The sequence below is a fragment of the Variovorax sp. CAN15 genome, from assembly GCF_030462475.1.
Taxonomy (GTDB): Bacteria; Pseudomonadota; Gammaproteobacteria; order Burkholderiales; family Burkholderiaceae_C; genus Variovorax.
In genome coordinates this window covers 1-5,148 of the sequence record NZ_JASMRZ010000151.1, presented here as the reverse complement: position 1 = coordinate 5,148, position 5,148 = coordinate 1, and the positions used below count along the sequence as shown (strand labels likewise).

At 64.5% G+C, this 5,148-nt stretch carries 3 protein-coding genes and 1 pseudogene; 2 read left to right on the top strand and 2 right to left on the bottom strand.

What is annotated here, in order from left to right:
• Positions 1-149: 149 nt before the first annotated feature.
• Both QMO14_RS32715 and QMO14_RS32710 read right to left on the bottom strand, forming a co-directional pair.
• Entirely contained in the window at positions 150-2,882 is a 2,733-nt protein-coding gene (locus QMO14_RS32715) for a type VI secretion system Vgr family protein (RefSeq protein ID WP_301512280.1), read from the bottom strand.
• Positions 2,883-3,183: 301 nt separating this feature from the next.
• A pseudogene (locus tag QMO14_RS32710) lies at positions 3,184-4,012 on the bottom strand (integrase core domain-containing protein); the annotation flags it as partial.
• A 343-nt stretch (positions 4,013-4,355) separates the two neighbouring features.
• Between QMO14_RS32710 and QMO14_RS32705 the strand changes: the two are divergent.
• Both QMO14_RS32705 and QMO14_RS32700 read left to right on the top strand, forming a co-directional pair.
• The gene (locus QMO14_RS32705) at positions 4,356-4,874 is read left to right on the top strand and encodes an Arm DNA-binding domain-containing protein (RefSeq protein ID WP_301512278.1); all 519 of its coding nucleotides are present in this window, start codon (positions 4,356-4,358) and stop codon (positions 4,872-4,874) included.
• A 66-nt stretch (positions 4,875-4,940) separates the two neighbouring features.
• A partial coding sequence (locus QMO14_RS32700; RefSeq protein ID WP_301512276.1) for a helix-turn-helix domain-containing protein occupies positions 4,941-5,148 on the top strand: 208 nt, incomplete at its 3' end.

Below are 5,148 nucleotides of genomic sequence, written 5' to 3'. Positions count from 1 at the left end.
GGTCAGGTCGCCGGGGTTGTTGATGCGCCATGGCAGCGTTCCGCCCGAGCGCAGCAGGTGACGGCCGTCTTCGCAGATGAATTCGGCGACTTCGATGTTGGGGTGGTAGGTTGCAGATATCAGTCTGGACATGCGGGTGTTTTCCTTGCTCAAGCCAAGCCGTTCAGGTGGGCTTCGATGGCGTACTCGGAAAGAAAGTGGCCGGGGTCGAAAGCTCCCGCAGCCGAGGCATACATGGAGCCTTCCGCTCCCGGCGACTCGGTCTCGCCCTCGTCATCGGCCTGGTCATCGTCTTGCGCGCTGTCTGGCTCGGAGCTCGTCGGAACGGGCATCCAGTCCCACGCTTCCTCTCCCACGACCAGCACTGCCTCGTCCGGCGTTTCGAACGCGACGCGGGGCAACCGCCCGCTGTCGGGAATGACGCCTTCGGCCAGCGTCTGGCGCTTCTCGCCGAGGATCCGGTAAGGCAGCCCCGACATGCCCACATGCTTGAAGATCTTGTCGCTCCCAAGGGGCGCGAAGCGCACGCTGTACTTGTCGTCGTGGCTCACGCCTTCCATGCGCAGGCGCTTTGCCATGTCCATCGGCCCTGCATAGCTGTGGGTGGCCGCATGCTCCCGCCAAAGGCCCTGGGTGCCATGGACGATGCCCGAGGCGCTCCATCTGGAAAAGCTGCCCCCGCCGTTGACGACGATTTCTTCCCTGGCGGTGATGCTGATCCTGTCGGACTCCATCTTGATGTCGAGCCTGGCCAGCAGGTTGATGCTGTTCTGCAGAGCGACGATGTCGATGCCGGCCGTGGCTGCGGTCAGGCGGATGGCCTTGTAGGCGAAAAGGCGCACGGCCTCTTTCACGCTCACCAGAAAGCTCCTGCCGGCGCTGATGCTGGTGTGCCCGCCGCTGCTCAGCGCGTTGTGCGTGATGCTGGCGATGTGGGTGGCCCCCGCCGCCGTGCTCTGGATGCCGGCCGCACTGGCGAGCACGAGGTGCGGTTCGCAGAGTTCAGGGAAATCTCCCTGCCGCGAAGGGCGGCCCTTGATCGCATCGTTCTGTTCCTTGAGGGCCTGCGCGACCGCGTCCTGGTCGCCTGCTTCGTGCGCGTTGGCTTCCTGCGCAGTCCGGCTCTGGCGTTCATGCAGGTCGCGCGCGGCCGTCAGGCGTGCAACTGTTTCCCCGAGATCGGTGATGTGCGCCTCGGCTCCTGGCCTCGGCTCGGTGCTGAGCAGCAGGCCCCTTGCGCCGCGCACCGCGGCATGGCCATCGGTACGCAACTCAGCGCCCTCGCCACGATCGTCCTTCCGGCCTGCCGTGTCGTCGATGCGCCCTATGTGGCCGAGGCTCAGGCTGCTGCTGAGATGGTCGCTCTTGAGCTGTGCCTGGATCTTTCCGGGCTGATCGTCCAGCACCAGGTGGTTGCCACGCGATCCGCCTGCTGCATTCGCTTTCAATTCACGGCTGCGCAGGCCCGATAGGTTCTGCTGGTCGGGCAGCCGCCACGCGGGCATGTTTTCCGCATTGAACACACGGCCGGTGATGATGGGACAGTCCGGGTCGCCGCCGAGGAAATCGACGACCACCTCCTGGCCGACGCGCGGCAGCGCAGCCGCGCCAAAGGTCTCTCCGGCCCAGGCCATGGACACGCGGATCCAGCAGCTGCAGTTCTCGTTGCGTTGCCCGATACGGTCCCAGTGGAACTGCACCTTCACGCGGCCGTACTGGTCGACCCAGATCTCTTCGTTCTTCGGCCCGACAACGCTGGCAGTCTGCGGTCCACGGGTGCGGGGCTTCGGCGTGATGCGCGGCGGGCGCCACGCGTGGCTCACGGGCTGCGCCTCGAAGCCGAAGCGCTGGACGGAACCCTCGCCGGCATCTGCGCCTTCGGTGGCCCGGAGGTTCTCCCGCAACTCGTAGTCGACGGCAATCAGAAGGTGCTTGCGGTTCTGATCGTCCCTCGGATGGCCCGCCAGCTCGAAGATGCAGCCCGGGGCGAGTTCTCGCCTGTTGGAACGGCCGCTTGCAACGCTGCCGCCGCTCAGTTGCTCTTCGATGCGGGTGCGTGCATAGGCCTCGCCGTCGTCGTAGTGTTTGTAGCCGCCGGGCCATTCGTACAGCTCGAGGTCGTCGTGCGCGTGGCCGGTGCGCAGCTCCCGTCGGCTGGTGAGGTCCGCCTTTGGCTTGAGCGGGTCGTAGTCGTTGGTGAAGTGCAGGCCGGAGCGGACTTCTTCGCTCGTGCGCCATTCATGGATGCGTTCGTTCGAGCCATCGCCACCCCCTGTCATCCCCGCCTTCTCCAACGGATGAAACCGCACCGTCTCCCCTCCAGGCATCGGGTCGTGCGAGCTCAAGACGTCATCCGCAAGCACGAGCACCTGCCGCTGGGCCTCATGCCGGAAGTAGTAGTAGATGCCTTCCATCTCGCACAGCCGCGAGACGAAGGAGAAGTCGCTCTCGCCGTACTGCACGCAGTACTCCCACGTGCGGTACTTGCGCGCCAGCCGTTTCTCCATGGGGTAGCCGTAGGCTTCGAGCACGTCGGCGACGATGTCGGGAACGGTCCTGCCCTGGAAGATGCGGAAGTCGCTGCGTCGCGTCGCGAGCCACAGCCATGGGCGCAGCCTCATGCGGTAGAAGCTGTGCCGTGCGTCCTCTGCGGCCAGGCCGAAGGACGCGACGACACCGCCCAGATAGCGCGTGCCGCCGCTCTCGGTCTGCATTGCCACGGTGGCGGTCTTGCCGAGCAGCGCTTTCGCATCGACGTTGTTGCTGCTGCCCAGCAGCTCCACATCGAAGTCATGGAGCTGGCTCAGCGCCTCGCGGCCGGTCAGCCGGTGAAACTGCAGCGCTTCCCCCAAGGGGGTCTGAATGGAAACGCGGCGCGTCATCGCACCACCGCGGACGCAACGGCGCACGGCGCCGGGCGAACATGCCGGCGCGTGCCATCGAAGATGGACATGGATCCTCCCTGAAATCATTCGTTGCCGCTCTGGTCGGCGGCATGTTCGTCGGAGTATCCAAGGGCGCGGCGTCTTTCATTCGACGCCGCCGAATGCTTCAACGGATTCGTGAACGAATGCGCGCAGCGGCGTTGGGGCCCCTGTCTGCGCTGGAGCGCAGGTATCGAATGTTCACAAGCCGCATGAGCCGCGGCCGATCCGGATCACGCGTTCGCGAACCTGTCCGCATGTTGAGTTGCACCGGGTTGTTCCCGCAAAGGCGGGAAGCTGGCGGCCTGTAGCCCAGAGCCGAGTGCGGCCTTCGGGCGATGCAGTAGCTCAGGAACGCCGGCAGCCATGCGGCGCGCTCGGCGCTGCTGGCCCGGACAGGCCCATAGGCCCACTCGCGCAGGCACGTCTGGATGAATCTCTCGGCCTTCCCATTGGTCTGCGGTCGGTAAGGTTTGGTGAACGAGGGCCTGGCAGGTCTTGGCAAACAGTCTGGAGCGGTAGGCCGAGCCGTTGTCCATGATCAGGCGCTTGACCTTCACGCCCAAGGCTTCGAAGTGCGCCACTGCCGCCAGCAGGAACTGCAAGGCCGAGGCCTTGCGCTCGTTGGCACGCATCTGCACGAAGCTCACACGCGAGTGATCGTCGATCGCCCGTTGCACGATGGCTGGGGCACTCGATGCACCCGAGCTTCTCGGTGTCGATGTGCAGCAGCTCGCCAGGCAATTCGCGCTCGTATCGCACCACTGGTAGCGCAGGCTCGAGCGCCTTCAGGCCGGACAGGCCCCGGCGCGCAAGCGGCCGGAAGACGGTGACCACGCTGTGCCCGACCATCGTGGCGATGCGCCGTATGGGCATGCCCCAGCGGCGCAGCTGCTGTGTGCGTGCGCACAGCGTCCCGTCCAGGCTCGTGCGGGTCTTTGCCGGGCGCGAGCTGCGATCCAGCAGTCCCTGCGCGCCGCGCTCCTCGAAGCGCTGTCGCCACTTGCGTGCCGTGCGCGCGCCGATGCCGGCAGCCTCGGCCGCCGGGCGCTGCGTTCAACAAGCAACTGGCGTCCTTCAAAGGTCAATCTGGCATTTTTTGACTGCCCACTCGGTTGGTTCCTCTGGAAAGTTCTGAAGCGTCACAACTCCAGTCTCCCAGCCCCTTCCGGGTGAACAGCCTATTGAGCCCCCACACCCGGCAGGCTGGCTTCACGCTGGTTCGCATCGAGATCGCCGGCCGGCACCGGCAATCCCGGCGCTCCGCCGCCAGCGCCCCTCCTGCGCCCTGCGATCGCCGCGAGTTCCATTGCCGGGTCGAGGCTGCAATCCTTTTCCCAACGCCAAGGGGTGGGGAGTCCATTGAGCGGTTCCGCTCGCGCCGAGAAACCGCTGTCCTTGATGTGACTTGACCACCGAGCGCGTTGACGCATGCACCAACCGAATAGCCCTCTCCAGAGCAGAAAACAAAAAAGCCGGACACCTTTGGAAGTGTCCGGCCTTGTGTCTGGTCGCCGCCAGGAACCAAACCTGTGTCCTGAACCCGCACAAATCCTTGTTATTCTTGAGTTCGATTTTGGCACATACCCCCAAAAGTACCCCGACCCCAGAACGTTCTGCATCATGCCGTTATCCGACGTCAAAGTCCGCAATCTCACCCAGCCCGGTCGCTACGCCGATGGCGAAGGCTTGTATTTGCAAGTCACGCCCCACGGCAGACGCTACTGGCGTATGAAGTACCGATTCAGTGGCAAAGAGAAACTGCTTGCCTTTGGTGTGTATCCGGTCGTGGGAATCAAAGAAGCACGCGAAAAGCGTTTCGCGGCCAAGCAGGCCCTGAGTAGGGGCGAGGATCCTGGAGCTATCAAGAAGGCCGCCAAGCAGAAGGTCCTCCAAGAATGTTGGCGCCGACCGGAAACTGAGCCAGTTTTGCAGGTAGTGCCGAAGTAAAAGTGAGCCAGGTGTTCAACCTACCCTGCTGTTTATTTAAGCAGCGGGGTTCGAGGAGTGATCACCATGGACATGATTGGCAAGATCCGACGGCTGCACGCGAGGGACAAGCTGTCGGAGCGCGAGATAGCGCGCAGGACGGGACTGTCGCGCAACACGGTTTCCAAGTGGCTGCGCGCGCCGGTGAAGGAGGCGCCGAAGTACCGGCGCGATCCCCGCCCCAACAAGCTCAGCCCGTTTGAGGAAGCGCTGAAGCGGGCATTGACGGCCGAGG

Bases quoted from the DNA above. Each gene is read 5' to 3' on its own strand.
- QMO14_RS32715 (WP_301512280.1), bottom strand. From the start codon at position 2,882: ATGACGCGCCGCGTTTCCATTCAGACCCCCTTGGGGGAAGCGCTGCAG.
- QMO14_RS32705 (WP_301512278.1), top strand. From the start codon at position 4,356: ATGCACCAACCGAATAGCCCTCTCCAGAGCAGAAAACAAAAAAGCCGG.